Origin of the sequence: Nannocystis exedens, assembly GCF_002343915.1 — a bacterium.
Taxonomy (GTDB): Bacteria; Myxococcota_A; Polyangia; order Nannocystales; family Nannocystaceae; genus Nannocystis; species Nannocystis exedens.
In genome coordinates this window covers 4,242,943-4,267,242 of sequence record NZ_NETK01000001.1, presented here as the reverse complement: position 1 = coordinate 4,267,242, position 24,300 = coordinate 4,242,943, and the positions used below count along the sequence as shown (strand labels likewise).

Genomic DNA, 24,300 nt, shown 5'->3' with positions numbered 1-24,300 from the left:
CTCTGACCTGGAACGTGATCTACGGGTGCCATGAGGCAGAAGAAGCCGCGGCCCCGGTTCCCCGGACTCAAGCTCAAGGACGAGGATCGAGAGCTCCTGCGCCGAAAAGCCCGGGAGCGGCTCACGGTGCGGACCTGGAAGCGAATTCGCATGCTGCAGTTGCTGGACGAGGGGAAGACGCTGGCGGCGACGGCGGCAGCGGTTGGATCGGCGGTCCCCTCGGTTCGGCGGGTTGGAGAGCGGTATCTCGCTGCGGGCGTCGAGGTCGCGCTCAAGGACGCGAAGCGACCGGTCCCACCGCGGAAGCTCGATGCTCGGCAAGAAGCCGCGATCGTCGCCATGGTCTGCGGGCCACCTCCTGAAGGACGCGCTCGGTGGACAATCATGCTCATCGTCGAGGAGTGCATGAAACGCAAGCTCGTCGACCAAGTCGGCCGGGAGACGATCCGGGTGTTGCTGAAAAACCACGCGCTCAAACCGTGGCGGGAAAAAAATGTGGTGCGTTCCTCAGATCGACGAGGAGTACGTCGCGCGGATGGACGACGTCCTCGACACCCTGGCGCGACCAGCCGACGCGTCGGAGCCGGTCGTCGCTCTGGATGAACGACCGGTCGTGCTTCGAGACCCCGCTCGACCTGGCCGGCCAGCCTCACCTGGCCGCATGGCCCGTCAAGACTATGAATACGTGCGGCGCGGAACCGCAAATGTCTTCTGCATCGTCGAACCCAAGGCAGGGCGCCACCTGACCTATGCGACGCCGAACCGCACGGCGAAGCAGTTCGCTCGGGCTCTCCGCAAGATAGCTCAACGATATCGTTCGGCGCGGACAATTCACCTCGTCATGGACAATCTTAACACCCACCGCCAGAACTCGTTATGCACCGCTTTCGGCGATGACGCGGGGCGCGAGCTTTGGAGCCGGTTTACCGTGCACTATACTCCCAAGCACGGGAGTTGGCTCAACCCTGCCGAGAACGAGGCGAGCTTATGGTCACGTGAATGCCTTGGACGGCTTCGGATCGGCTCTCTCTCCGAACTGCGCCGTCGAACGTCTCTGTGGAACAAGGACGCCCACCGCCGGCGGCGGAAGATCACTTGGCGGTTCACCAAGGAGCAAGCCCGAGCGGTGTTCAGAATCAGCCAGATCACTACGTCGCGGTCGGAGCACTAGCGGGTATTCGAGCCCCTTAGCTTGATGGATGGTCATCAACCCCAAGCGATCGCGCGGCACGTGGGGCATGATGTTCTCGTCCACGTCAATCAGGCCCTCGCCCAGGGGTCCGAAAATGTCGCGGATCGCCGCTTCCACGCTGCGGCGGTCATGCGAATCCTGGCCGTGGAGGATCTTGGCTTTGTACGGCGAGAACGACGCCGATTGGCCGATGGCCCGGGCTACAGCTTCGAGGTGAATCTGTCCTTCGGGATCCTCGCGGAGACGCGGGAACCAGCACAGCAGTTTGAAGCAAAGCTCGAGCACCGGCCACTCCTTGGGCCAGTCCTTGCCGGTCTGGCTCTTACGAGCACCCCACGCGGCTACGAAACCCGACAACCCCTTGGGGGCCGGATTCGTGGCTGCGAACGCACGGTAGGAGGCACGAAACTCGCCAAGTGCCTGTTTGGCATTCGTTCGCAAGAGCATGGCGTCTTGCTTCGCCGCTTTGGGGTCGATGCACTCGAGCATGGCCCCCACGAGTTGCTGGACGTCCTCGACATCCTTGAGAGCCTGACCCCGCGGGTTGAACACCCGCACGTTGCCTTGACGCTGTAGTTGTGCGCGCAGGAAGTGAGGTAGCCGCGGTTTGGGCTCCTGGCCCATGAATGACGCTCCAAACTCGTTCACCGAGTGCGCAAGAAAGACGGCATCGCCGAAATCTCCGCCGTTATTGTTGGCCTTGAGCGGGGGAAGGCCGGGGCGGATGACACGACCGGGGCCGCGGAAGATCTGCAGGAGCAAACTCGCTAGGTCGCCGGCGAGATCTTCGGCCGAGTCGCGGAACATGCCGAGCACGGGCAACTTTACCGAAGGACGCTGCGCTCGGATTTTTGGCTTGGGCGGGGTGACTCGGGCGGGGGTGAAGTCAGGATCGTGGTGATGAAGTCGTTGAAGTACGAGACGATCTCCGGAGTGGAGCGGTAGTTAGAGACGAGGTCGTGACGTACGGGTAGCTCGCCCGGTATTGCGGCGTGGAGCCGTCCAGCGAAATCACGGAATAGCTCGACCGTCGCGCCGCGGAAGCGGTAGAGTGACTGGTCATCGTCACCGACGACCGTGAAGGTCGAGCCCGCTGCGCGGCGATGGAGCTCGAAATAGATGTCTTCCTGCAGGAGGTTGGTGTCCTGATACTCGTCGACCAGAATTGCGCGAATGCGGTCGGTGAGACGATTGAGTCTCCCGCCTTGAAGGCGCTCGAAGAAGGTGGCCTCGAGCTTGGCGAAGTCGAGCCGGTTGGTGGACGCGAGCTCTTGTGAGTACTGCTCATAGGCCGTCGCTAGCGCGTCTCGAGCCGCCGCGTTGGGGCCGGAACGGAACATTCGGAGGTCGATGCGATCGTGGGAAAACCGGTCGAACAGGGGGCGGACGATTTTCATGAGCTGACCCGCGTTGTGGATCTCCTCCTGCTCGAAATTGAATTTCCGGAGGAACGCGGTGATCGTGGGGTCGAGCTTGCCGTCCTTGTAAGCGATGCTGCTCAAGCCCCGGCGGAAGAGGATCGCGTCTGCCGCGAACCCCTCGAGCAGGGCTGGAGCCGGGTCCGTGGCCGAGCGCGCGTCACGGAGGGCTCCCTCACAAATGCTGTCGAGGGTGCCGGTGAGGAAGCGGTTGACGTCGATGCGATCGAGGTGAGCAATGAGTTCTCCGGTGGCTTGCGGGCGCAAGTAGGCGATGAGTTGGCGGCCCCATTCGATCAGACGGGTGCGGATCTCGGCCGCGGCCTTCTCGGTGAAGGTGGTGAGAAGGACCTGCTCGGGGAGGAAGCCGTCAACAAGGACATGACGGAGCGCACGGAGAACAAGGACGGTAGTCTTGCCCGATCCAGGGCCGGCAACGATCTGCAGGGGGACACTCGGAGCATGGAGGATGCAGGTCTCCTGCTCGGCATTTGGAGTCGCGCCGCGGGTCGGATCGGGCTGGAAACGGGGAATCGCGGCGCGGATCGCGGGGATGAAGCGGTCGAGTGGGAGCACGGGGTTCTTCCGCGGAAGGGGTTGATGTTGGAGTATCAGAGCGGTTTTGTGCGATGGTCCAGGAGAGGCTCTGCGAACAGGCGCCGAGGACTGTCCCAAACCGCTACTCGAAAGACACATGAAGACGAAGAGCGGTCACCTCGCTGAGGACCACGACGACGTGTTTGATCTCGTTCTCTGTTCCGGCACCCCACTCGCCCGTCGCAAGATCTTCGCCCGAGAAATCCTTCCACGCCTTAGTAGGTACCTTGAGAATCTTTGGCCCGTCTGTGTAGCCGTACAGAACTTCTGATGCTCTCTCGAGAGAGATGAGTCGGTCGGTGTCTTCATCCGAGTCACCATAGTCGAACCGCCTGTGCCGAGGACGGGACACGTCGAGTGGTCCGAGCTCTTTACGCCGACGAGGACACTCTTGCCGTCGTCACAGGAAAAGTAGAAACTGGCGGTCTCGCTCGTGTACTTGCCAGGACTGTAGTCGACGCTCATGGTTACTCCGTCATGGGATGATGCCGAGGGATCCTGGCGGCAGAACTTGGCAGGTCTTCTGCTGGCGGCTTCGCATACACCAGGGCCTTACGCAGGGCTCCCCGTACCCAAGGTCGCACAGGAGTTCTCCTATTGCCAGCGGATTGTGCCACGCGGCCAGGCTAACCGGCCGCGGTCACAGCCGCATCAGGCTCGACCACCGTGAGGTCGGTCGCCAGGAGCGCGAGCGTTCATGAACTCCTCACCCTTCGAGTTCGAGCAATGGCTCCCGTAACAGCGTTCCGAGAGTTCGCGCACCTGCTCATCGGAAGCGGTGGGTGTCTGTCGGCTCATGACCGCGAAGTTCTAGCGCTACGAGCGCGGCGCCCTGATCATCACCCCGAACGGCTCGGTCGAGGAATGGGGCCCGCTCTTCAAGGACGAGCCGCTCGTCAGCGCCGCCGTCGACCGCCTCCTGCACCACTCCCACGCCCTCGTCATGGAGGGCGAGACCTACTCAACCCGCGGCCCGACGACGCGCGCAGGAGCCGACCACGCATTGACGACGACCGATCCGTTAGCCCGTCCCGATCCCTCATGCGCCCCGCCCGACTCCAGGTGATCCGCTTGCCCGTCCCCACACCTTAGCGTTGCGGCACGTTACTCGGGCACACGGCCATGCGCTGGAGCGTGTTTGCTCTGGTCGACTCAGGTGTGAAGGGGTTGCGGTCACGGTCGCATGAGTGTCTCCCCCGTCAGCCAGTACCAAGGTAGGTCCAGCTCGACGCCGATCGTTGCGTCCAGGGCAAAGGGGTCGCCGCTCGCCGCCCGCCGTTCCACATGGCTTTCAAATTCTCGCGACTCCCGGGAGAATCACGCGGTCATGGCTCAACCCTCGCGAGCACCGAACTGGGCCAGGCTCCGCCGCACGACCCTGGTCTTTGTGCTGCTGCTGTGGGATGCTCGCAGCGTGAGACGTTTCACTCTGGGTCGAGTTCGTTTTCTTGCTGCGTGCATGGGTGGCTTGTGGGGCACGATGGGACTGGGTTGTGCAGACTCGTCCACGAGTACGGAAACAGCAGGCCTTTCGAACGATAGCAGTAGCGGTAGTACGTCCACGGGCATGGAGCTCTCGACGACGGACACGACCGGGCTGCCGGTGCCGACTTCGACGAGCCCCACTGGAGTGCCGACGACTTCGGACGACGCCCCGGTTTGTGGAAACGGCGTCCTCGAGGAGGGTGAGGAATGCGACGACGGGAACTTGGAAGTGCGCGACGCGTGCCTACCGACTTGCAAAAACGCAGCGTGCGGGGACGGGATCGTATGGACCGGAATGGAAGAGTGCGACGACGGCAATGGTGTCGATGACTCGTGCACCAACGGCTGTGCCATGGGTGGCTGCGGTGATGGGATCGTATGGATCGGGCAAGAGGAGTGCGACGACGGAAACCAGTCAAACGACGACGCATGCACGAACCTTTGCCAGAAGATCGAATGCGGCGACGGGGAATTGCAAGGGGACGAGGCGTGTGACGACGGCAACACGATCGACGAGGACGACTGCAGCAACGAATGTGTGGCATCGCGGTATGTCTTCATCACTTCGCTGCGCTTTAACGGGGACCTCAAGCAGCATACCGAGCAACAGTATTACGTCGATGTAGACGATGCCTTCACCGGGCTGGATCGTGCAGATGCGCTCTGCGAGGCGGTCGCCGAGCACGGTAACCTTCCGAGCAGGCTCCCCTGGCGCGCCTGGCTCAGCGATGACACCGGTTCACCCTCGACCCGCTTCGATACCTCGTTCGCTGGCTACTACCGACTCCTCGACGGCACTCCCGTCACGAAGGGGTTCGCAGGGTTAGCCATCATTCCTCTCCTGAACGCCATCAACGTGGGCGAGAGCGGGCCCATCCCGGACGGTGCCGGGGCCGCCTGGACCAATACGAATCCTGACGGAACCGTCACGGATATGATGAATCATTGCGAAAATTGGAGCCAAGGAGGGCAGCTCATCGTCAAATCTTTCATCGGCATGGTCGACTCGACCGACGAGACCTGGACCAATTACGACGAGATGATTTCCTGCGCTGCTGGGCTCCATCTTTATTGTTTTCAGGATGTGTCCGCACCATGATCACTCTCGAGCCGACCGGTGGTTCGGCGTGACCACGCGAACGACGCCCCGCGAAGGTGCGACGCACTCGCGGCCGGGTGGGCATGCCGAGCATGCCCTGCGTGCCGGGGTGTGTTCTCGCCGCCTTGCGGTGGAAACGGCCGCAAGTCCGTCAGCAGGCGGAACAGTCCCATCGCTGAAACCCATGTGTTCGATGGAGACGCTGACAAAGGGCTCGGACGTCGACACCGGCGAGCACCACGTCGCGGAGTCTCGAAACGGTGCAGGGGCGCCGTCCGCACCAGTGTACGTAGTCGCCGCGTCAACGCGTCCTGTCAGGCGTCCGGATCAGGCTCCCTCACACGGGTACTGTAGCGCGGCGCGACTTCGCACGGAGACGAAAACCCCGCCCTGGGCAACCGCGCATTCGGCGCGCGTCGAGATCCGTTGCAACCACTTTTAGCCCTGCCAACCGCTCGACCCCATCGAACTGAAGCCAGTCGCCATCGCGCTGCGGGCGCTGAGATGTGCCTGCCTGTGCTGCCTCGGTTTGCGAAGGCGGCCGGGGCGGGCCTCGCCCTGGAGGGGCGGAGGCCCGAGGAACACAGCACAGCGAGCATGATGAAGGATGACATCGAGCGGGAGCGCTCACGCGCGAATGCGATCATGTCCAATGCGGCGTCAAGCCTGTAGCCTCTCACCACTTGATTCAAGCGGACCCACCACCTCTTCCACGGCGTCGGGACGACCGCGTCTTGTGGAGCGTCGTCGCCGAGCATCTCGACGAAGCAGAGTTCTTGTATACGCAGTGGGAGGCCCACAACCGATCTCCTGACTTCTCGCTCATGGAGCTCTCCTCAGGGCCAGAGCGCCGGCTCTTCGCCCATATCCGTGGTCTCGTCGAGGCGGGCCCGCCGGCCGTCGACCGGCTTCTGCGGCCGGCACTTGCGCCTGGAGGGAGCCAAGACTCGTTCGAGCCGGTTGCCTATCGAACCGTCGCCGCGCTCGCGCTCTTGTCGAACCCCGTGCCGACAGCTCTGCCGGTGGTCCTGGACGCGCTGGTGAATGGGACCCCCGAGGATAGTCCGGCCGTGTTCCGTGCGCTGGCGTTGTGGGAGGGCCCAGAAGTCGATGGGCTTCTGTCCTGCGCCTGGGAGGACGATCGTTGCGAGCGGTGGCCACAATGGCTGGAGATGTTCCTCCATCGGGCGATCGCGCCTCCCCAACGTCTGGTGGAATACTGCCTTCATGCCGATGTCGCCTGGATACGAGCCCTCGGACTCCGCGGGTCCCTGTCGCTCCCCGCGCTGGGCGATTGCGGACGCGCGTTCGCCGACCGCCATTGTGAGGATGACGACCAGGCCTTGCGAGATGCGGCGTATCGGACCGGCCTTGCGCTCGGCAGCCACCGGGTTCGCGCCGCCTGCCTCCAGGCCGCCGCCCGCGGCGATCCCTCGGCTCAAACCCTCGTCGGGTTGGTCGGCGGCTCACACGAACACGCAGCGCTCGTCGGGTGGATCGAGCGTGAGGGGCCGACGCCGGGCTCTCTCTGGGCGCTCGGCTTCTGCGGTCGGCGTGACGCCGCCGACGTGTCGCTCGCGCTCATCGATGCGCTGGACGACGAGGACCGCCAGCGTTCGCTCGCCTTCGAGGCATTCTGCGCGATCACGGGCCTGTCGCCTCGGGACGAGGAGGGCGTCGCTGTCCCTCGTCCGTGGCCGTCCGAGCAGGATCTTGCGATTGACCCGGAGTTGTTGCTGCCGCAGCCTGATCCCCCCGGACTACGGGAATGGTGGCGCCAGGCTCGCCCTCGGATCGATGGTACGTGTCGCCTTCTCGGCGGTGAGCCCGTCACGCCCGCCCGCATGCGCGACGTCTTGCTCCACGGATCTTCGCGTCGCAGGCATGCGCTCGCCGAAGCGCTCGAGTTGCACTCAGGGGGCTCCCTTCGCCTCGCCACACGTTCCTTCAGCCGCCGGCAGCGCGAAGGGCTCACAACTCTCGCTGTGGTACCATTCAACTTTGAACGCAGCCTATTGGGAGAAAGGTGAGCGGACCGGCGTGGGACCCGTCGAGAATCTGACCCCGTACGGCGCCGCCGCCCTCAGCGGCGTGACCCGTGAAGGCGATGAAGTACGGACTGTGCTGCTCGCCGCTCATTTCCCCCTCCCTCCCCCAGGGCGGCGAGTGGAACGTCCGCTGATTCCCACTGACGAGCAGCCTGCTCCGGTCACCGCGGACGTGTACTGGGGGGAACCGGGGGCGTCGAGCCTACGCTATGAGGGCCTAACCGCGTACACACGGAATTGCACGGACATTCATATCCAAGGCAGCGCCTGGGCGCCGGGCGGCCGACCGGTGACGAGCATGGACGTGAGCGTCGCGGTCGGCGCGTGCCGCAAGACGCTGCGTGTCCACGGAGACCGGATTTGGCTGCACCGCATGGGATTCACGCGGGCGTCGTCGCCCGCGCCCTTCGTGACGATGCCGCTCCGCTGGGAGCGAGCGCTCGGCGGCGATCAGCGGAACCCTGTCGGGCGCAGCGTGTTCCGGTCTGCGCGGGAGGCTGACGGCGCCCCGGTCCCCAACATTGAGTTCCCGCACTCCCCGATCACGGACCCGTGCAGCCGCTCCGAGCCCGCCGGCATTGGTCCCATCGCCAAGCACTGGTCGCCGCGGGCAAGCTTCGCCGGGACGTACGACGAGGCCTGGGTCGCGCAACGGGCACCACTCTGGCCCGAGGACCTCGACCTCCGGTTCTTCCAATCCGCTGCTCCCGGTCTCACCGCCCCGACGCACCTCGTCGGCGGCGAGGACGTGGTCCTGGACGGTTTCGCCGCCGAGGGCACGTATGCCTTCACACTGCCGCGGCTCCGACTTGTCTGCAAGAGCGTCTTTCGAACCGCTATTCATCGACAGCCGATGACTCTCGACGTGGTTGTGCTCGAACCTGATCAAGGCACGCTGACGTTGCTCTGGCGCGCAACGGTCCCGTTTTCTCGCCAGGGTCGTGAGCATGAGTATACGAGCGTTCGCGAGCTCGAGACCTGGGAGGCGTTCCCGTGAACGAGCACCCGCTGATGTTGCTCTGCGCCGGAGCATGCACGTCGATCGGCCTGTCAGTCGCCGCGACGCTCGCCGCATTCGAGGCCGGGATCTCGCGTACCGTGGAGATCGAAGAGGTCGCCGCCGTGGCGTCGCAACTCGAGCTGCTGCCACCGGAGATGGATCGCGCGTCTCGCTGCCACTGGCTGGCCTGCGCGGCCCTCCTTGATGCGCTCGAGCCGCTCTCGGAGTTCCGCGAGCTCCGCATGCCGCTCCTGCTCGCCACATCCGACGAACACCTCACGGATGACCCAGCAACCCTCCACGCAGCCTTGGCCGGGTGCGAACCCCGGATCACGCTCGAACGACCGGAGCGCTACCACTTCGCAGACGGACGCTCTGCGTGGTTCTCCTGCATGGAGACTGCCGCCCGGCTCATCGCAGATGGGCAGCCACTGGTCGCTATTTGCGCGGTCGACAGCGGCTGCGATCTTTCATCTCTTCGAGCGCTGGCTAGCCGGGGCGAGCTCCTGGACGATCGACACCCAGACGGCATCATCCCGGGCGAGGGCGCCGCCGTCACGATCCTGACGAGCGAGGAGGGAGCTCGTCGACTTCGGCGAACGCCGTGGACGAGGATCCGCGCCGCTGCTCGGGGGCGAGAGCAGCGCCACTTTCGGCAGGACCGCTCCTCCCTGGCCGACGGCCTTACCTCCGTGCTCCGAAGCCTCCGTAAACGGCAGCAGGGTTGGCGAGCCGACGCGATCTACTCACCGCAACCCGGCGTCGTCTATTGGTCGCGGGAACTCACCATGGCTCTCCTGCGCAACGCAGCCCTGTGCCCCGAGCCACTGAACGTGGTCTCCCTCGCGGACGGCCTCGGCGATTGCGGCGCCGCAGGCGCTGCGCTCGCAGTCAGCCTCGCGGCGCTGAAAATCCACCGCGGCGAGCTGGCGCGGGTCCTCGCCTACGGAGAAGCCAACCTGGGCCACGTGGGCGCGTGCTTGCTGGAAACCCCCTGAAGGATGCTCAATGACCAACGTCTATGCGAATAAGCGCACCATCGTGCACCGCGGCGACGGACTTGTTCACACATGTCCGGTGCCGGACGTCTGCAAGACGCCCACGCCTGGTGGCCCTGTGCCCGTCCCCTACGTGAACACGGCAACCAGCCGAGACCTCGCCGCCGGCACCAAGCGCGTCGCCATCGCGGGCAACCCGGTAGCGATCGCGTCCTCCAACCTCCGAACGAGCGTCGGCGACGAGCCAGGAACGGCCGGCGGGGGGATCATCTCTGGCAAGATCAAGGGGAAGCTGACCTGGGGGTCGAGCAGCCCGAACGTCAGAATCGAGGGAAAGGGTGTCGTCCGTCACATGGACAGCGCCCAGCACAACGGCAATCAGAGTAATACCTTCACGCTCACAGGTGGCACCATCGTATATCCGGTTGTCGACGACAATGCTCTCTGTGCCAACTGCGGGAAGCCGATGAACGCTCACAATCCCGACTACCGCCTCCCCGAGAGCAACGAGAGCCGGGATGCGGTGACGCAATTCGGCACGGACCTACAGAACAGCCCGACGACTGGTAACAAGGCGGGTATGATCGGCGCGCTCGTCTCGAACTGTCCGGGCCCCCCGCCGCACAAGGACACCTTGCTAGCCGTCGCAGGCGCTCCGACCGGGAAGGTGGCATTCAAGGGCTGGGCAGGCGTCGCCGGAGCCGGCAAGGCCGCGACCAATTTCACGCCCGGCAGCCCAGTCACCGTGCAGACCGTACGAGGCCCCGCGCAGATCACCAAACCCCCCGCTGGGACCCATCCGCCGCTTCAGTGCGCGGCCCAGAAGCTGATCCAGACCGCGCTGGCGAAGGGATGTAAACCTGCGTCGTTGACCGAGGCCTGGATGGTGAAACAGGACGGCGGTGACACGACTCATTCCGTCGCCTCCTGTCCGACCTGCCAGGACAACATCGCCCGCATGTTGTGCCCCGACGAGCCTGCCTGAACCCGGATAACTCCCATGGATGCGCAGACTTACCCCCAGAGCCTGGTGACGTGGGTCGAACGGTGGGAGCCAGACTTTCGCGAAGGGATCGCCGGTGCGGCCGATGAACAAATACGGGAACTGGAAGGAACGCTCGGCGTCGAGCTGCCGGCCGTTTACCGTGTCTTCCTCGCTCACATGGGTCACAGCCACAATGGTCTGAACGCCTACGGGGATGACAACCTGCGCATGGATGTTCTGGCCCTCCAGGCCTTCGCGCGAGATCCCGAGTTGTGTCCCGATCCGCGGGAGTTCCTGTGCGTCGGCGCGCCGCGCCCAGGCGTGGAGGGCCTCTTCTTCGACATGCGCGCCGGTCCGGCCGCGAACCCGCCGCTCGTACGCCTGGCGGCGGGAGGAGCAAGGCCAACGGTGATCGCCGAACACCCATCGCTCCCGGCGATGCTGTTCGGCTTCGCTTTCCTACTCAAGGCTCTCCCGTGCTTCGAGCACCAAATCCAGCTTCGCTCGCCCGGGACCGTGCAGCCGCGCTTTCCTGGTTGTCCGCCGGGAACCTGGCTCCCACGGTTCCGCTGGATCGCTGACCGCCTGGGTTTTCACGCCGTTCCCGAGACGGGCCCGTGGTGGGCTTGTCAACTTCGGAGTGACGCCACGGTCATGATGTACGAAGCGCCGGGATGGGCTCCGGACGTCCGCGTCGGAGCTCGCGACCGCCGCACAGCAGCGTTGATCGCGGAGATCCTCATGGACAATCTCGACCTCCGGATCTACTCAGCGCCCGCAGGCAGCGCTCCTTGAGCGCGAGCAGTTCCTCGCGGGTCAGGACGGCAGGATGTGGCGATCCGGCTCGAAGTTCGCCAGGGCGGCGAGCCAGGGCGGGCTCCATCCAGCGAAGCGCCTCCTCCGCGGCCTTGATCGCCTCCTCGTTTCGGCCGAGCTGGGCCGAAGCCGCGGCGATGATGGCGTATGTGTCGGCGTCGATCGACGCGTGTCGGGCTTCTTCACGCGCACGCCCGGGGTCGCCGGCATGGAGGTGTGCGCGCGCGAGGTAGTGGTGTGCGAACCCGAGTTCGAGGGGCGAGAGAGGGCCCGCGGACGCGTGCCTGAGCGTTGCCAGCGCCGCTTCATGGTCACCGCGCAGCTCCTGGGACGCCCCGCGGAACAGGTCGATACGCGGGCTCCCATTGAACGCATCGATCAGCTCTTGGTACTCGCCGCGCGCGAAGAGCAGCCGGGCGAGCCGCTCTCGCGCCGGTGGCGCGTCTGGGTGCCGCGTGAGGACGCCGCGGAGGAGAGTGAGCGCGCGCTCGGGCGCCTCAGTCTCGACCAAGCTGGCGAGGGCGAGCGCGCTTTGGTCATCGCCCGGGTTTGCCAGGAGCGTGGCCTCGAGCGCTGCAATTTCCTGGCGCCGCCGATCGTCCGCCGCCCGTTCCACGTCGAGAAGATCCTCGTACCAGCGAGGAAGGCCGCGGCTGAGCGGGCGGAGCTCCTGCGTCCCCCCTGGGACGAATCGCCACATGCGCCCGCGCTCGGGTCCAGTCACGACGAGCAAGTCGACCGTGCCGCACCCATCATCCAGGAGAGGAATGCAGCCTCTCAATGCATATGGATCGGCATACTCATCAGCATCGTCGTCCCAGGGCAGATCCACGGGTTCATCGCCCGTGAAGGGGAACGGCTCGTGAATGGGCCCGGCCGGCCCTAGTCTGTGGAGCTGGGGCACCGCTTCGGCGAGCGGAATGAGCGCGTGATGTCGCGAGACCGGCGCCCTGTCGCCGATCTCCGTCAGTAAGGCGATGAACTCGGCGGGAAGCGTGGCCTTGAACTGTTGTTCCCACTCCGCGATCTGCTGGTTCGACAGCGGCCGCGCCCAACCCTTCCACTCCGGCCGCACCAACAGGAGCGCTTCGTACTTGTCTCGGAGGTGGCCCGGCAATTTCTTCATCGGTCCTCAGTACAATGCGAGGCTCACCAGCTCGTCTCGATCTGCCCGTGGTCGGCGAGCCACTGCTTGCGCGCCGGGTAGTCGGGCAGGACGCGCTCCAGGCGCGCCCAGAACGCCGAAGTATGATGGGGCTCGTGGATGTGGACGAGCTCGTGGACGAGGATGTAGTCGATGATCCGCGGCGGCAGGAGGATGGTCTTCCAGTGGAAGTTGACAGCGCCGCGGCGGCCGCAGGAGCCCCAGCGGTAGCCGAGGTCCTGGACGCGAAGATCCTCGACGATCACGCCGACGCGCGCGCAGAAGCGGGTGAGGCGCGCGGACAGCCACGCCTGGCCGTGAGCGGTGTACCAGGCGACCATGTCCTCCCGGGCGCGGGCGGCGTCGCGGCGGCGCAGGCAGAACCGGCCGCCGGTGAGCTTGACAGGGACGTCCTGCTTCTCGACGAAGAGCAGGCGGTAGCTGCGGCCGAGGTAGCGCAGGCCCTCACCATTGACGAACTGCTTGGCCGGTGCTGGGTGGCGGAGCGCCTCCTTCTCGGCCAGCTTGGTGAAGATCCACATCCGGCGCGAGCGGACGAATGACTCGATGATATCCTGCGAGCACTGCTCGGGGGCAATCAGGACGAGCTCGCCGCCGCGATCGACCGTGATCTGGACGCTGCGCCGGCGGGGGCTGAGACGCAGCTCGAACTCGAGGTCGTCGACGGTCAGCGTGCTCATGTCGCGGCGAGCCGGTCGTGGTTGGCCTTGCCCAGCTCCATCAGGCGATCGGCGAGGCGCTCGGCGGCGTCGATGTCGACGATCGAGTGCTCGTCGAGGAACATGAAGATCTGGCCGCGCAGTTCTTCCTGATACGAGGCGTTCTTCCAGAAGCCGACCATGCGGACGCGTTCACGGATGTGCTCGACGAGCTGGACACACAGGCCCGCGAGCCAGCGCAGATCACCGGTGGAGACCGGCGTCTCCTGCTCCCGCGCCTGTCGCAGCAGGTCGAGGAAGGGGGCGTGCAGCCGCGGGTCAATCCCCTCGACGCCCGGCTGGGCGTCACGGCCGCGGCGGACCTGCTCGACGAATTCGCTGAGCGCCAGGGCGAGCTGCTCCCAGTTCTCGCCGAACTTCTCCAGGATCTCCTCGAGGCGCTCGGAGAGGCGCTGGAAGTGGACCGGATCCTGGTCGAGGTTCTTGCGGATGTGATGCCGGATCGCGTGCTCCATCTCGGACGCCTTGGCACGCGGCGAGACCTGCCGGGCGACGTGCTCGGCGAACTTGGCGTCGGTGATCGAGATCGGCGGGATCTTGGGGTCGATGCCGAGAGAGATGATGTGCTCGTCGATGAGGCGCTGGACCTTGCGGCCGATCGCCTCGCTGAGCTCGAGGGCGTCATCGCGGTACAGGCGCTGCGCGCGGGTGTAGAGCTCGGCGAGCAGCTCGACGTCGCGGACGTAGGGCAGTGCCGCGGGGCGTGGAAGGACGAAGTCGTAGGTGGCGAGGAACTGGCGCAGCTTGACGGCGAACTCGGCGCGCAGCCGTTCGTCGCGCAGCAGATGCACGCAATCGTCTGTCTGGGTGCGTGGGTCGAGGCCGCGGCTGGTGAAGATCGCCATCACCCGGGCATGCTGGGTGGCGAGCTTCGGGACCTCGTCGGCCACGCTCTGCAAGGCGCCGTCGATGTCGGCGGCGTCATAGGCGCTGAGCGCTTCCTTGAGGTGGCGGGCGACTCCGTAGTAATCGACGATCAGGCCGGCCTTCTTGGCCTTGTACGTGCGATTGACGCGGGCCAGCGCCTGTAGCAGATCGGCCTCGCGCAACGAGCGGTCGAGGTACATGACGCCCTCGACCGGGGCGTCGAAGCCGGTCAGCAGCATCGACTTCACAGCCAGGAAGGCGAGCGGGTCGCGCTTGGCCGGATCCTTGTGCGTGAAGGGTCGCTTGAAGCGGGCGATCCGCTCGATGACCTTGGCGGAGTCGGTCCACTCCTTGTATTCCGGGAGGTCGTTGTTGCTCGGGGAGATGACGGCCGCAAACTGGAGCTCGGCCAGCAACGCCTCCACCCGCGCGGCGTAGGCGGCGGCGCGGATCTTGGCCGGCTTGCTGGCGAGATCGACGTCGTCGAGGGCGCGCGTCGCGGGGTCGAGCGCCCGGGCGTCGCGCAGGAGCTCGTCACGGGCGGCGACGAGGGCGGCCTGGTAGGTAACGGCGGCGCGGCGCGAGTAGGCCACGACCTGGGCCTTGAGGCCCGCGGGCAGGACGTGCTGCACGTAGTGACGGAGGATGTCGCGCGCCTTGGCCTCGATCAGCTTCGGCGCCTCGAGGATCGCGCCGCTGGTGGCGTACTTGCGCTTGATCTGCTCGAGCTCAGCCTCGCTGTGCTCGGCAAACATGTCTTCAAAGACCTGGTCGAGGTCGCGCCCGTCGGCGACGGCGCCGTCAGCGGTGCGGCCCTCGTAGAGAATCGGGACGGTCGCGCCGTCGGCCTCGGACTCGCGGAGCGTGTAGCGATCGATCTCGGGGCCGAAGATCTCGGTGGTGCGCTTCTTGGCGCCCATGATGATCGGCGTGCCCGTGAAGCCGATCCGCGCGGCGTTCGGGAGGGCCTGCAGCAGGTGGGCGTGCAGGGTGTTGGTGTGCGAGCGGTGGGCCTCGTCGACGAGGACGAGGATCGCGTCGTCGTCGTTGAGAAGGCCGAGGTCGCCGACGTCGTCGCCGGGCTCGAGCTGCTCGAGGTCGGGATCCGTGTACTTCTGGATCATCGCAAACACGAGGCCGGGGCCTCGCTTGCGCAGCAGTTCCTTAACGCGCTTGACGGACTTGCCGACCTGCACGGTCTCGCCGGTGAGACCCGCAGTGCCGGAGAGCTGGCGCTCGAGGTCCTTGCGGTCGGTGACGACGACGACCTTGAAGCGTTTCACGGCGTCCAGCGAGCGCAGCTTGCGGACGAGGAAGACCATCGTGAGGCTCTTGCCCGAGCCCTGGGTGTGCCAGATGATGCCGCCGCGGCGATCAAGCTCGCCGTCCTGGCGGCGGGTCTTGCCGTGCTGGAGGCGCTCGAGGGCGCGATGGACAGCGCGGAACTGCTGGTAGCGGGCGACGATCTTGATCGTGCGGCCGTCGCTTTGGTTGAAGATCGTGAAGTGGCGGATGATGTCGAGGAGGTGGGCCGGGCGCAGCATGCCGGCTACCAAGCGCTCCTGGCTGTTCAGCTTGGCCTTGCCGCCGAGCTCGGCCCGCACGTCGTCGAGCGAAACCGGGGCGGTGTCCTTCCACTCGAGGTAGTCTGGGGCATCGGCGCCGATCGTGCCGACGCGCGCGCTGTCACGACAGGTCGCGATGAGGAACTGGTTGGTGTAGAAGAGGCGCTCGTTGCCCTCGTTCAGGTCGGTCTCGCCGGCCGCCTTGCGGCCGTTGTGGTAGCGGCGGAGCTGGTCGATCGCCTGCTCGAGCGGAGAGTTGACCCCCGGGCTCTTGCACTCGACGACCACGACCGGGATCCCATTAATAAAGAGGGCGATGTCCGGGATGATGCAGCGCTTGGCCTGTCCTCCGGGACAGTCGACGCGGAACTGCTGCACGGCGGTGAAGGTGTTGCGCTCGGGGTGCTTCCAGTCGATGAAGTGGACCGTCCGAGCGCGGCCGAAGTCCCAGTCCGGGAGGCCGTCGACCGAGACGCCATCCAGGAGCAGCCTGGTCGCCTCCTGGTTGCCCTCCATGAGCCGCGGGGTGGCGAGCCGCTCGAGCTCGCTGACGGCCTGGGCGATCCGGGCGTCGTCGAGCCACGGAGCGCCGTCGCGCAAGTTGATCCGCCGCAGGGCCCTGCGCAGGTCGGATTTAATAAGGACGTCGCGGAAACTCTCGCGGCCGGTGACGGTCGGCTCCTCGTCGTGGCCGACGATCACCTTCCAGCCGAGGCCCGCGAGCTGATCCAGAAAGGGCGCTTCGACTTCGACGTACTCGGGACCTCGGCTCATATTCTTTTATGCATTCCCTTCCAGGAGCGGGGTGACGCGGACGCGGCCGGTGAGCAGGTCGTCCATCAGGGCCTGCTTGAGCAGGCGGAGCTTCTCTAGCACCGTCACCTCGGCGCGAATTCGACCATCCTCGGCCGCCAGAAGCTGGGTGATGCGGTCCTGCTCCTCTAGCGAAGTCGGCAACGCGACCAGTGTCCTCCGAAGGTTTGTGGGGTTGATGTTGACTTGATGGACGCCTGGAGTGGCGTATCGCCGAATTTGTAGTTGAATGATATCCCAGTTAAGTAGACGGTTCAGAAATTCGCATCTCAGCCGCGCGGGATCGGGATCGAGTTTTACGAGATATGAAGCAAATGATGCTGTAGCGATCTGCCCACGCCAAATCCCGGTGCGACCCACATGCTCGATGCTATTTGTTCTGTTGAACAACACATCGCCATCCCGTAGCAAGAGACCGCGGTAGCATGGATGGTCTGAGTACTTTAGATCCTCAAGATGCGCCTCTCCGTCCCTAATGTTGTTCATGCGCAGGACAGGAATGCCCGGACCAGCGGTGAGGGCCTCCGATCCCCCATAGGTTGCCCGTGGGACCACGCCCCCTAACTGCGTCGCAACCCATGTTTTCGGGATGCGGCCTAGGGGGGAGTCCTGGAATTGCTCGGGGTGGCGGTCGGGGTCGCGGAGTTCGCCGTTGTCGTCGATGCCGCGGGTCAGCAGGTCATGAACTAGCCCCTGCTTCACCAGCTTGAGCTTGGCCACTATTTGCTCGCTACGCGATACCGCACTGTCAATGGTATCGAGGATTTGAGCGATTAAATTTTGTTCGGCCAGGGGTGGCAACGCCACGCGGAGGCGCCGCAGGCTGCTCATGTTGAGCGTGCCTCCTTTGATCGCCACATCGATAACAGCGCGCGATGCGATCGGCGGAAGCGCGTAATATAGCCAATGTGTATCAGCGCTTGCTCGATCGAGAAAAAAAGAAGCGATGGCTTCGTTGCTGTAGAGCAAGCGGGCGGCGATCGCGCATCGGCCGATCGTCAGCTTAAAGCTCATCATCAAGGTACCGGGAGGGATCGGCTTGGTGTTGCTGTGCCGTACACCGGCGTCGGTAATTGTCTCCGAGGTGGTCGATATCCATTTTCGCGTCAAATCGGCGATAGATGCCCAGGCATGTCCCTCTTGGGAATGTGCCCAGAATCGTGGCTGGTCGCGCGCAGGTGTTCCTCCGATCTCGATACGAGCGATTTCTCCAAGATGGACTGAGCGCCAGTCAGACATACCCGAGCCTCCCGAGGAACCCGCGCAGGGTCGTGCTGGCTGCGTCACGGTCGGCTTCGATGCTCGTCAGCGTCACGCGGTACTTGTCCCACCAGGCCTCGAACGCTGCGACGACGCGCTGGAGCTCGGCATCGGCGTAGCGGGCGAGGATCGCGTCGAGGTGGCCGCGAAGGATGTCGAGCACCAAGTCGCGGGCCTTGTCGCCAGACAGGGCCGTACAAGCTTCGCGCAGGCGCGAGGTCAGGTTCGCCTGGGCCGTCTTGATCGCCTTTTTGGCGTCGGCGAGCTGTTTCTTGAGCGCCTTGAGCTGCTCCTCGGACAGGGCCTCCTCGCCCTCGCCTTCCTCGGCTTCGCTCTCCTCGGCATCCTCGTCGCCCTCGCTGGCGGTGGCGCCCTTGATCGTCGCCTCGAGCTCGGCCCGCTTCGCGCCGAGCTCGGCGAGGTCGTTGAGGTAGCCGGGAAGCAGGCGGGTGACGAGCGGGTGGTCGAGCGGGCTGTCCTTGCCGCGGGCCTCCTCGAGGCCGGCGAGGATGCTGGTCTCCCAGGCGAGGACGAGGCCGTAGAAGCCGCGGCTGGCGATCGTGCGGATGTCGTTCTGGGCGTCCTCCCACCACGAGGCGATCACGCCGGCGACCTGGTAGCGGTCAAGCGAGCCGATCGGACGCAGCGCGGCCTCGAAACTGGTGAGGAGCTTCTCGCGCGCGACCATCGGTGCGCCGGTCTTCGGCAAGTCGCTCAGGGTCTTGCACGCGCCGGTCCACCAGACCGACACCGCGTTCAGCAGTTGCTCGCGCCGGGCCAGCACCCCGGCGTCCTGGCGAAGCATCCGCGCCAGCTCCGACCGCTCGCCGAGGCTGGCGGCGAAGTCGAGGTAGGCGGCGTCGCGCGGCGTGAAGTAGCGCTGCGGGTCGAGGCCCTGGGCGGCGAACAGCGGCTGCTTCGCGGCGACCTCGGCACGCGGCACCCCCCCGAACAGGTGGGCGCGAACGTCCTGCGGCTCGGGCGGCGGCGCGTTGTCGGCGTAGCGGCGGATGTTGAGGTTGTCGGCGTTGTCGCGCAGCTCCGCGCGGTCGACGACGCGCGCGAAGCCCGGCACGTCGGCGAACTCCTCCCAGGTGCGGACGATCTTCTCGATGTGCTCGGGGTAGAGGTAGTTCTGGGCCCGACCCTCGGTGTATTCGCGGTCCGCGTTGATGAACAGCACCTTGCCGCGGCGCTCGCGGGGCTTCGAGCCGGGTGCGCGGAGGACCAGGATGCAGGCAGGAATACCTGTCCCGTAGAACAGGTTGGGTCCGAGGCCGATCACTGCGTCGAGCTGGTCGGCGTCGAGGATCCCCGCGCGGATCTCCCGCTCCTTGCCGCCGCGGAACAGCACGCCGTGGGGCATCACCGTCACCGCCATGCCGCCGGGCTTGAGCACCGCAAGCATGTGCTGGACGAACATGAGGTCGGCCTTCTTGCCGGTCTCGGGGCACCAGCCGAAGCGGAAGCGCTCGGGGAACGGGATGTTCGCCGCGCTGTAGTTCTGTGAGAACGGCGGATTCGAGAGCACGCGGTCGAAGGGCACGAGCTCGCCGCCCTCGGTGTGCTTGGGCTCGGCGAGCGTGTCGCCGTTTTGCACGTCGGCGCCGGCGATCCCGTGCAGCAGCATGTTCATCTTCGAGATCGCCCAGACGCCGCCGTTCGACTCCTGGCCGTAGAGCGCCAGGTTCTTGATATTGCGGCGGTGCTCGTCGAGGTACTCGCGCGCGAGCACCAGCATGCCGCCCGAGCCCGAGCACGGGTCGTAGACGCTCATGCCCTCGTCGGGCCGGGCGATCCGCACCATCAGGCGGACGACGGAGCGCGGGGTGTAGAACTCGCCGCCCTTCTTGCCGGCGGAGTCGGCGAAGTCGCGGATCAAATACTCGTAGGCGGCACCGAGGAGATCGGGATACTCGAAGTCCTCGTTGCGCAGGCGGTGCTCGGAAAAATGGTCGATGAGGTCACGCAGGCGGGCGTCGGGGATCTTCGACTGGCCGACCTTGCGATTGAAGTCGATGTGCGTGACGACGCCCTCGAGGCTGGTGTTCTCGTGCTCGAGCGCGCCGAGGGCCTTGTTGAGGCCGTCGCCGACGTTGTGGTGCAGCTCGTCGCGGATGTACGTCCAGCGGGCGATCGGCGGGACGTAGAAGGTGCCGGCGCCGGTGTAATAGGCGGCGTTGTCGAGGCGCTTGGCGGCCTCGGCCCGGGTCCTGCCCTTCTCGAGCTCCTTGGCGAGGTTCTGCTCGTAGCGCGCCTCGAACTCGTCGGAGCAGCGCTTCAAGAACAACATCCCGAAGATGTATTCCTTGAACTCGGAGGCATCCATCTTGCCGCGCAGAATGTCGGCGGCGGCGAAGAGGTGGCGCTCGAGCTGCGGGAGCGTCAGCGGGCCTTGGGGACGCGGTGCCGGCGGTGACGGCGCAGGCGATGCGGGCGCGGTCAGGGGAAGTTGCCCCTGGGCCGGGGCCGGGCGCGCGGGGGCTGGCGGGTCGTCCTCGGCCGGCGCCTTGCCGAGGAGGCGCGCGGCGAGCACCGCCTTCTCGCGGCCGGAGCTGTCGAGGCCGAGGGCGCGGCAGAGCTCCTGCAGGCGTTCACGCGAGTAGTTCTCGAGGAGGGGGCCTAGCTTGGCCTTCTTGGAGGCGGCGATGGCCTCGAGCATGGCCGCGGGGCTGCGACGGTCGGCCGTGAGCTGGAAGTGCTCGAGGATGGCGAGGAGCTCGTCCCGGGTGAGCTTGGCGAGGAGGTCGCGCTTGGTCGGCATTCCGTGCGGCTGCGAGAGTACGGCACTTGCGTCCGGCCGGACATCGTGCGCACTTGGCGCAGGCCAGGAACGGCCTCAACTACGCGGCGCGTCCGCAGCGCTGGACTGCTGCATCGGGATGCTCCCCTCGCGCCCTTGATTCGTGTCGAGCTCGGCCAACGCAGCGAGCACCTCGGCGATCGTGAACCCCGATGCGCGCCGGTGCGCGATATAGCGCGCGCGCTCGACCGCCCACGCGGGGAAGCGGTTGAACACGCCGCCCGGCGAGCCCTGGGAGACCTTCGTCGGCGCTGGCAGGAGGCCCTGAGCCACCCATGCCGCCACGGTCCGGCGCGTGACCCCGGCCGCCCGCACGATGTCTTCGGTCGTGGCGAACGCGGGGTCCAGGCGGCGGGGCTGCGTCACGGTTGCGGAGTGTAAGCCGGGCCGGGGGCGGCGCGCCACTTGCGGGGCGCGGTGCTCGAGGATAGCTTTGATTTCCCACTGAAAGGACATTGAGTTCTCATGGCTCGGATCCGTTCCACGCCTACCGTCACCCGCACCCCTGCCGGCCGCCTGTTGTTCTCCAGCGAGGACCGAAACCTCGCTGCCAACCTCGCGGCGCTCGTGCGCTACGCCGTCGAGTCCGCGCCCAGCGCGGAGAGCTGCGCGGCCCGGCTCGGGGTCTCGATGCAGAAGCTCCGCCAGCTCGCGCGCGCCGCGGGCGTGCCCCTCGAGTTCGGTGCGGGCAAGCCCGCCTCCGCCTCCTCGACGCCGGTCCCCAGCCGGTCGGCGGCGACGGCGCCCGCTACACGGCCCCGTTCCTCCACGTTCGCCAGCTCGGTGTCGAGGCCCGTCGCGCAGAAGGGAGGCCGGCGATGAAACCCGTCGCTGCCGGAGAGGCTCTCCCCTCGCAGCCCAAGATCCGGTGGAAGGCGTCCGGTCCCGCCATGTGCAACCGTGACGGCATGGTGGACATGGGCGGGACGATCCACGTCGTGCGGCAGGACGACGGGCGCTACACCGTCAAGTACGCCGGGAAGGTCCGTGCCACGGACCTCGACGATATCGAGACCGCGAAGCAGTGGACGCGCGACCACGTGGCGGCGTGGGTCGAAGAGGCGGCAGCCGCGCGCAAAGCCCAGGAGGAGAGCCTGGCGCGCAAGAACGCCGAGTACGCGGCGCACCAGGAGCGCCGCAAGAAGGTCGCTCGGGAGCTCCAGGAGCTCGGGGTCCTCGCGCGTGCTGTGCCAGGCCTCATCGTCCTCGACACGTACGTCGCCGAGGACCTGGCCGAGCGGCTCCGGGACGAGCGCGCACGGCGGGAGGCCCAATGACGCAGCACTCGCCGGCCGAGCTCGACGTCGACATCGCTACGGAGGATGTGCCGGCGCCTCCGCTTGGGGCACCGGCGGACTTCCGGGAGCGGTTGGCGCTGGCGCTCCGTACGACCGAGCCGAAGATCCTCGAGGCCGCCGAGGCCGGCTACCGCGGCATCTACCCCTCCAAACACGATTACATCGTCGAGCGAGTCGCCGAGCACCTGAACCCGAGCCTTGCCTGGGTGCTGGCGTGCACCGTCCCCGAGAGCCTTCAGCGCGGCTACGAGGCTGAGGCGGTGGTCGTGTGGTCGATCCCGCTCGGGGAGGGCACCTGCATGGTCTTCGAGACGCGACTGCAGCCCTGGGCCTGATGACCCGGACCGCGTCTGGCGTACACTCCGCGGACCGTGACGCCGCCGCCACGCAACCTCGATCCGTCGTTCGCCACGACCGAAGACATCATGAACGCCGCCGGTATCACGCGGAAGACCGTGGCGGCGTGGGTTGCTTGCGGCTTCCTGCCCACGCCGATACGGGTGTCGCAGGGCACCGTCGGCGGCGTGTTCAACCGCTTCCCCGCATGGGCGGTCGAGCGGGCCCGCTTCGTCGCGCAGCGCCGGGCGGCCGGCTTCACGCAGGACGAGATCCTCGAGATGCTGGCCGAGCTCGACGCGCGACAGGGCATCTCCGGCAAGGCCGCGGCGCCGCCGCGGAAGGACAAGGGGCGCAGCACCGGCCGGAAGTAGCGCGAACGCCGTCTGACGGCGTATCCTCGCCGAACCATGACCGAACGCCGCCGGCTGGACCCGTCGTTCGCCACGACCACGGACATCATGGAAGCTGCGGGCATCACCCGCCGCACCGTCACGGCGTGGATCAACGCCGGGCTCTTGCCACGGCCGATCAAGATCTCGCTCGGCAGCCCCGGCGGGGTGTTTAATCGATTCCCAATGAGCGCGCTCGGACAGGCGCGCTTCGTCGCCGCCAAGCGGGCCGAGGGCCTGTCGCTCGAGCAGATCGCAGAGTTGCTCGCCGCACAGGCTGGTACCGCTGCACGCTCTAAGGTACGATCGCGCGATGCCGCGCCCAAGTCTGCTCGCGCGAGTCGCCGCCGCTAGCCTGGCGGTCGCGTGCGGCGACTCGACGGCGACGACCGGCTTCACGACCACGCCGAGCACGACGACGGCGCCGCTCACCACGAGCGGCGCCGACAGCTCCGACGGCACCAGCAGCAGCACGAGTACCAGCACGAGCACGGGCTCCGGGTCCGGCGGTGAGGACAGCACGGCAGGCTCGAGCAGCACGAGCTCGAGCGGCGTCTCCGACGTCGGGTCGATCCCGGATTTCCCGACCACGCCCGGCTGCAAGGGCAAGATCGACTTCCTGTTCGTGATCTCGTCGAACGAGGAGATGGCCTACAAGCAGGTCCAGCTCCAGGAGGCGTTCCCGGAGTTCGTCAAGATCCTCGAGGCCGACTTCGCCGACTTCGACTACCACGTCATGGTCGTGGACGCCTCGCTTCCCTTCCTCCCGAGCTGCGACATCTGCTACTCCTGCTCGCAGGTGATGTGTGATGGCCCGGGCTGCTCGCAGTGGGACGGGCCGCCGGACTACCCGTGCAACGAGATCTTCGAGGAGTGCACGGGTGTCTATGGCGCAGGAGTGACCATCGTCGGGAACTTCGATGCCTCGAACACGCGCTGCCTGCCTGCAGATGGGCCTCGCTTCATCACCAGGGACGATCCCGATCTCAAGGGCACGTTCGAGTGCATTTCCAAACTCGGTGCGGGCCCGAAGGCTCCCCTTGCGGCGCGCTCGATGATTAAGGCGCTCGAGCCCGACATCTTGAGCAAGTGGGGCTGCAACGCAGGGTTCCTGCGATCTGATGCGCTCTTGGCGCTCGTGGTCCTCGCTGGAGAGGACAACTTGACGCCCGGGACGCCGGCGGAGTGGTACGCGGCTGTCCTCGAGGCCAAGAAAGGTAACGAGGACGCGCTCGTCCCCCTGGTGTTCTCCCACGATCGCGATCTGCCGAATCCGAAGTGTGAGGGTCCGGAGGCTGGCCCAAACGTGATGCGCCTCTTCGCCGAAGCGGGGAAGCATGGGCGCTTCGCCAGCATGTGCGAGCCGAGTTACGTCCCGTTCATGAAGCAGATGGCGGAAACGATCCTCGAGCAGTGCTCGGTCTTTATCCCGCCGCAGTGAGCA

The 24,300-nt window shown here is 66.2% G+C and carries 20 protein-coding genes and 2 pseudogenes; 14 read left to right on the top strand and 8 right to left on the bottom strand.

Annotated features, from left to right (window positions below):
• Positions 1-30: 30 nt before the first annotated feature.
• Positions 31-603 (top strand): helix-turn-helix domain-containing protein, encoded by a 573-nt coding sequence (locus NAEX_RS16800; RefSeq protein ID WP_096325583.1) that lies wholly within the window; start codon positions 31-33, stop codon positions 601-603.
• Positions 494-991 (top strand): annotated as a pseudogene (locus NAEX_RS54545) (IS630 family transposase); the annotation flags it as partial. The gene NAEX_RS16800 and the pseudogene NAEX_RS54545, both read left to right, overlap by 110 nt.
• Here the strand turns inward: NAEX_RS54545 and NAEX_RS52950 are convergent.
• Together NAEX_RS52950 and NAEX_RS16790 are read right to left on the bottom strand one after the other, a co-directional pair.
• The gene (locus NAEX_RS52950; RefSeq protein WP_245913741.1) at positions 992-2,008 is read right to left on the bottom strand and encodes a hypothetical protein; all 1,017 of its coding nucleotides are present in this window, start codon (positions 2,006-2,008) and stop codon (positions 992-994) included.
• A gap of 8 nt (positions 2,009-2,016) precedes the next feature.
• Positions 2,017-3,186: a UvrD-helicase domain-containing protein gene (locus NAEX_RS16790; RefSeq protein ID WP_170135781.1), complete on the bottom strand. Its 1,170-nt coding sequence runs from the start codon at positions 3,184-3,186 to the stop codon at positions 2,017-2,019.
• An 847-nt stretch (positions 3,187-4,033) separates the two neighbouring features.
• Here NAEX_RS16790 and NAEX_RS54540 point away from each other — a divergent pair.
• The 7 genes and pseudogenes from NAEX_RS54540 to NAEX_RS47925 all read left to right on the top strand — a co-directional run.
• Positions 4,034-4,273: pseudogene (locus tag NAEX_RS54540) on the top strand (ATP-binding protein); the annotation flags it as partial.
• Between the two features lie 501 nt (positions 4,274-4,774).
• Entirely contained in the window at positions 4,775-5,791 is a 1,017-nt protein-coding gene (locus NAEX_RS16780) for a DUF4215 domain-containing protein (RefSeq protein WP_245913740.1), read from the top strand.
• Between the two features lie 734 nt (positions 5,792-6,525).
• The gene (locus NAEX_RS50285; RefSeq protein ID WP_170135780.1) at positions 6,526-7,821 is read left to right on the top strand and encodes a hypothetical protein; all 1,296 of its coding nucleotides are present in this window, start codon (positions 6,526-6,528) and stop codon (positions 7,819-7,821) included.
• A complete protein-coding gene (locus NAEX_RS50280) occupies positions 7,793-8,836 on the top strand; it encodes a DUF2169 family type VI secretion system accessory protein (protein ID WP_170135779.1) in 1,044 nt (347 codons plus the stop codon). The genes NAEX_RS50285 and NAEX_RS50280 overlap by 29 nt, the downstream gene beginning before the upstream one ends.
• On the top strand, positions 8,833-9,837 hold the full coding sequence (locus NAEX_RS16770; RefSeq protein ID WP_096328501.1) for a hypothetical protein: 1,005 nt from the start codon (positions 8,833-8,835) through the stop codon (positions 9,835-9,837). The genes NAEX_RS50280 and NAEX_RS16770 overlap by 4 nt, the downstream gene beginning before the upstream one ends.
• A gap of 10 nt (positions 9,838-9,847) precedes the next feature.
• The gene (locus NAEX_RS16765) at positions 9,848-10,822 is read left to right on the top strand and encodes a DUF4150 domain-containing protein (protein ID WP_096328500.1); all 975 of its coding nucleotides are present in this window, start codon (positions 9,848-9,850) and stop codon (positions 10,820-10,822) included.
• A gap of 15 nt (positions 10,823-10,837) precedes the next feature.
• Positions 10,838-11,617, top strand: coding sequence for an SMI1/KNR4 family protein (locus NAEX_RS47925; protein WP_143140589.1), 780 nt, complete (start codon positions 10,838-10,840; stop codon positions 11,615-11,617).
• Here the strand turns inward: NAEX_RS47925 and NAEX_RS16760 are convergent.
• From NAEX_RS16760 to NAEX_RS16735, 6 genes are all read right to left on the bottom strand, one after another.
• Positions 11,562-12,764 carry an SMI1/KNR4 family protein gene (locus NAEX_RS16760; RefSeq protein WP_096328499.1) on the bottom strand — a complete coding sequence of 401 codons (1,203 nt, stop codon included), beginning with the start codon at positions 12,762-12,764 and terminating at the stop codon, positions 11,562-11,564. The genes NAEX_RS47925 and NAEX_RS16760 overlap by 56 nt on opposite strands.
• Before the next feature lie 23 nt (positions 12,765-12,787).
• On the bottom strand, positions 12,788-13,483 hold the full coding sequence (locus NAEX_RS16755; protein WP_096328498.1) for a M48 family metallopeptidase: 696 nt from the start codon (positions 13,481-13,483) through the stop codon (positions 12,788-12,790).
• Entirely contained in the window at positions 13,480-16,728 is a 3,249-nt protein-coding gene (locus tag NAEX_RS16750) for a type I restriction endonuclease subunit R (protein WP_096328497.1), read from the bottom strand. Before NAEX_RS16750 ends, NAEX_RS16755 begins: the two co-directional genes overlap by 4 nt.
• A gap of 6 nt (positions 16,729-16,734) precedes the next feature.
• Positions 16,735-18,006, bottom strand: a complete 1,272-nt coding sequence (locus tag NAEX_RS16745; protein WP_096328496.1) for a restriction endonuclease subunit S — start codon at positions 18,004-18,006, stop codon at positions 16,735-16,737.
• Positions 17,999-20,791: a type I restriction-modification system subunit M gene (locus NAEX_RS16740; protein WP_245913739.1), complete on the bottom strand. Its 2,793-nt coding sequence runs from the start codon at positions 20,789-20,791 to the stop codon at positions 17,999-18,001. Before NAEX_RS16740 ends, NAEX_RS16745 begins: the two co-directional genes overlap by 8 nt.
• A 75-nt stretch (positions 20,792-20,866) precedes the next feature.
• Positions 20,867-21,196 (bottom strand): helix-turn-helix domain-containing protein, encoded by a 330-nt coding sequence (locus tag NAEX_RS16735; protein WP_170135778.1) that lies wholly within the window; start codon positions 21,194-21,196, stop codon positions 20,867-20,869.
• Between the two features lie 452 nt (positions 21,197-21,648).
• Between NAEX_RS16735 and NAEX_RS16725 the strand changes: the two genes are divergently transcribed.
• The 5 genes from NAEX_RS16725 to NAEX_RS16705 are packed head-to-tail and all read left to right on the top strand — an operon-like array spanning position 21,649 to position 24,297.
• Positions 21,649-22,107, top strand: a complete 459-nt coding sequence (locus tag NAEX_RS16725; protein ID WP_096328493.1) for a hypothetical protein — start codon at positions 21,649-21,651, stop codon at positions 22,105-22,107.
• A complete protein-coding gene (locus NAEX_RS16720) occupies positions 22,104-22,463 on the top strand; it encodes a hypothetical protein (protein ID WP_096328492.1) in 360 nt (119 codons plus the stop codon). The genes NAEX_RS16725 and NAEX_RS16720 overlap by 4 nt, the downstream gene beginning before the upstream one ends.
• 36 nt (positions 22,464-22,499) lie before the next feature.
• Complete coding sequence (locus tag NAEX_RS16715; protein WP_096328491.1) at positions 22,500-22,838, top strand: MerR family transcriptional regulator; 339 nt, start codon at positions 22,500-22,502, stop codon at positions 22,836-22,838.
• A 36-nt stretch (positions 22,839-22,874) separates the two neighbouring features.
• Positions 22,875-23,210 carry a MerR family transcriptional regulator gene (locus tag NAEX_RS16710; RefSeq protein ID WP_096328490.1) on the top strand — a complete coding sequence of 112 codons (336 nt, stop codon included), beginning with the start codon at positions 22,875-22,877 and terminating at the stop codon, positions 23,208-23,210.
• Positions 23,170-24,297, top strand: a complete 1,128-nt coding sequence (locus NAEX_RS16705; protein ID WP_096328489.1) for a hypothetical protein — start codon at positions 23,170-23,172, stop codon at positions 24,295-24,297. The genes NAEX_RS16710 and NAEX_RS16705 overlap by 41 nt, the downstream gene beginning before the upstream one ends.
• Positions 24,298-24,300: the final 3 nt, after the last annotated feature.

Excerpts from the sequence above, each read along its gene's own strand:
- NAEX_RS16720 (WP_096328492.1), top strand. The coding sequence starts at position 22,104 with ATGACGCAGCACTCGCCGGCCGAGCTCGACGTCGACATCGCTACGGAG.
- NAEX_RS47925 (WP_143140589.1), top strand. The coding sequence starts at position 10,838 with ATGGATGCGCAGACTTACCCCCAGAGCCTGGTGACGTGGGTCGAACGG.
- NAEX_RS16750 (WP_096328497.1), bottom strand. The coding sequence starts at position 16,728 with ATGAGCCGAGGTCCCGAGTACGTCGAAGTCGAAGCGCCCTTTCTGGAT.
- NAEX_RS16800 (WP_096325583.1), top strand. The coding sequence starts at position 31 with ATGAGGCAGAAGAAGCCGCGGCCCCGGTTCCCCGGACTCAAGCTCAAG.
- NAEX_RS16755 (WP_096328498.1), bottom strand. The coding sequence starts at position 13,483 with ATGAGCACGCTGACCGTCGACGACCTCGAGTTCGAGCTGCGTCTCAGC.
- NAEX_RS16740 (WP_245913739.1), bottom strand. The coding sequence starts at position 20,791 with ATGCCGACCAAGCGCGACCTCCTCGCCAAGCTCACCCGGGACGAGCTC.
- NAEX_RS16705 (WP_096328489.1), top strand. The coding sequence starts at position 23,170 with ATGCCGCGCCCAAGTCTGCTCGCGCGAGTCGCCGCCGCTAGCCTGGCG.
- NAEX_RS16745 (WP_096328496.1), bottom strand. The coding sequence starts at position 18,006 with ATGTCTGACTGGCGCTCAGTCCATCTTGGAGAAATCGCTCGTATCGAG.
- NAEX_RS16725 (WP_096328493.1), top strand. The coding sequence starts at position 21,649 with ATGAAACCCGTCGCTGCCGGAGAGGCTCTCCCCTCGCAGCCCAAGATC.
- NAEX_RS16760 (WP_096328499.1), bottom strand. The coding sequence starts at position 12,764 with ATGAAGAAATTGCCGGGCCACCTCCGAGACAAGTACGAAGCGCTCCTG.
- NAEX_RS16765 (WP_096328500.1), top strand. The coding sequence starts at position 9,848 with ATGACCAACGTCTATGCGAATAAGCGCACCATCGTGCACCGCGGCGAC.
- NAEX_RS16780 (WP_245913740.1), top strand. The coding sequence starts at position 4,775 with ATGGAGCTCTCGACGACGGACACGACCGGGCTGCCGGTGCCGACTTCG.
- NAEX_RS16710 (WP_096328490.1), top strand. The coding sequence starts at position 22,875 with ATGACCGAACGCCGCCGGCTGGACCCGTCGTTCGCCACGACCACGGAC.